At 56.0% G+C, this 2,070-nt stretch carries 1 protein-coding gene and 1 rRNA gene; both read right to left on the reverse strand.

Features of this window, described 5'->3' with window-relative positions; genetic code table 11:
- Nucleotides 1-75 precede the first annotated feature (75 nt).
- Entirely contained in the window at nucleotides 76-279 is a 204-nt protein-coding gene (locus tag EWV37_RS15365) for a hypothetical protein (protein WP_129702502.1), read from the reverse strand.
- 67 nt (nucleotides 280-346) lie between these two features.
- Nucleotides 347-1,878: ribosomal RNA gene (locus EWV37_RS15370) — 16S ribosomal RNA — on the reverse strand.
- Nucleotides 1,879-2,070: the final 192 nt, after the last annotated feature.

The following is a 2,070-nucleotide window of genomic DNA, read 5'->3' on the forward strand; positions in this document are numbered from 1 at the left end:
CACCAGCAACCGCTGGCTTCAGTAGTGTTCCGGGAAGAACCAACAACCAACACCCACACCACCACCGTCCGATCCTCACGGATCGACCAACAGATTCATCTGAGCATTGGGCTTGTTGATCGACAACCCAACAATGTGCCACCACAACCACCACCACACACCACCCACAACATGATGTCGCGGGGTTCCCGTGCGCGGGGAGCGCATGTACGCCTGTTGATATTCCACCCATGAGCAAACCACCACCAACACGTTACTGCGCTGATGCGTGGCGGCCACTGATCACCAGCACCTGATGAACTCAGATACCGGCTGCAACCACACGGCTGCTGGGCCTGCTCCTTAGAAAGGAGGTGATCCAGCCGCACCTTCCGGTACGGCTACCTTGTTACGACTTAGTCCCAATCGCCAGTCCCACCTTCGACGGCTCCCCCCACAAGGGTTAGGCCACCGGCTTCGGGTGTTACCAACTTTCGTGACTTGACGGGCGGTGTGTACAAGGCCCGGGAACGTATTCACCGCAGCGTTGCTGATCTGCGATTACTAGCGACTCCGACTTCACGTGGTCGAGTTGCAGACCACGATCCGAACTGAGACCAGCTTTTTGGGATTAGCTCCACCTCACGGTATCGCAACCCATTGTACCGGCCATTGTAGCATGCGTGAAGCCCAAGACATAAGGGGCATGATGATTTGACGTCATCCCCACCTTCCTCCGAGTTGACCCCGGCAGTCTCCTATGAGTCCCCACCATCACGTGCTGGCAACATAGAACGAGGGTTGCGCTCGTTGCGGGACTTAACCCAACATCTCACGACACGAGCTGACGACAACCATGCACCACCTGTACACCAACCTCAAAGAGGAAAACCCATCTCTGGGCCGGTCTGGTGTATGTCAAGCCTTGGTAAGGTTCTTCGCGTTGCATCGAATTAATCCGCATGCTCCGCCGCTTGTGCGGGCCCCCGTCAATTCCTTTGAGTTTTAGCCTTGCGGCCGTACTCCCCAGGCGGGGCACTTAATGCGTTAGCTACGGCGCGGAAAACGTGGAATGTCCCCCACACCTAGTGCCCAACGTTTACGGCATGGACTACCAGGGTATCTAATCCTGTTCGCTCCCCATGCTTTCGCTCCTCAGCGTCAGTAACAGCCCAGAGACCTGCCTTCGCCATCGGTGTTCCTCCTGATATCTGCGCATTTCACCGCTACACCAGGAATTCCAGTCTCCCCTACTGCACTCTAGTCTGCCCGTACCCACTGCACACCACGGGGTTAAGCCCCGGGCTTTCACAGCAGACGCGACAAACCGCCTACGAGCTCTTTACGCCCAATAATTCCGGACAACGCTTGCGCCCTACGTATTACCGCGGCTGCTGGCACGTAGTTAGCCGGCGCTTCTTCTGCACGTACCGTCACTTTCGCTTCTTCCGTGCTGAAAGAGGTTTACAACCCGAAGGCCGTCATCCCTCACGCGGCGTCGCTGCATCAGGCTTTCGCCCATTGTGCAATATTCCCCACTGCTGCCTCCCGTAGGAGTCTGGGCCGTGTCTCAGTCCCAGTGTGGCCGGTCACCCTCTCAGGCCGGCTACCCGTCGTCGCCTTGGTAGGCCATTACCCCACCAACAAGCTGATAGGCCGTGAGCCCATCCAAAACCAGTAAAACCCTTTCCACACCCCCCCATGCGAGAGAGTGTAGTATCCAGTATTAGACCCAGTTTCCCAGGCTTATCCCAGAGTCAAGGGCAGGTTACTCACGTATTACTCACCCGTTCGCCACTCATCCACCCAGATGCAAGCACCCAAGCTTCAGCGTTCGACTTGCATGTGTTAAGCACGCCGCCAGCGTTCGTCCTGAGCCAGGATCAAACTCTCCGTCAAAAACCATGACAGAAACCACAACCCACCAGTTCCACAAAGAAACCAGCACACGGTCGCGGGATCCTAGCTGACACCCAACACCCCAGGAAACGGGAAAAACACCCGGAGCATCAGGCCATCAACCAAAAAATACAAATACTTTTCGGTATCAACAAACTAGGCACACTATTGAGTTGACAAACAACAAACCAC

Origin of the sequence: Kocuria carniphila (genome assembly GCF_004136555.1) — a bacterium.
GTDB classification, from domain to species: Bacteria; Actinomycetota; Actinomycetes; order Actinomycetales; family Micrococcaceae; genus Kocuria; species Kocuria carniphila.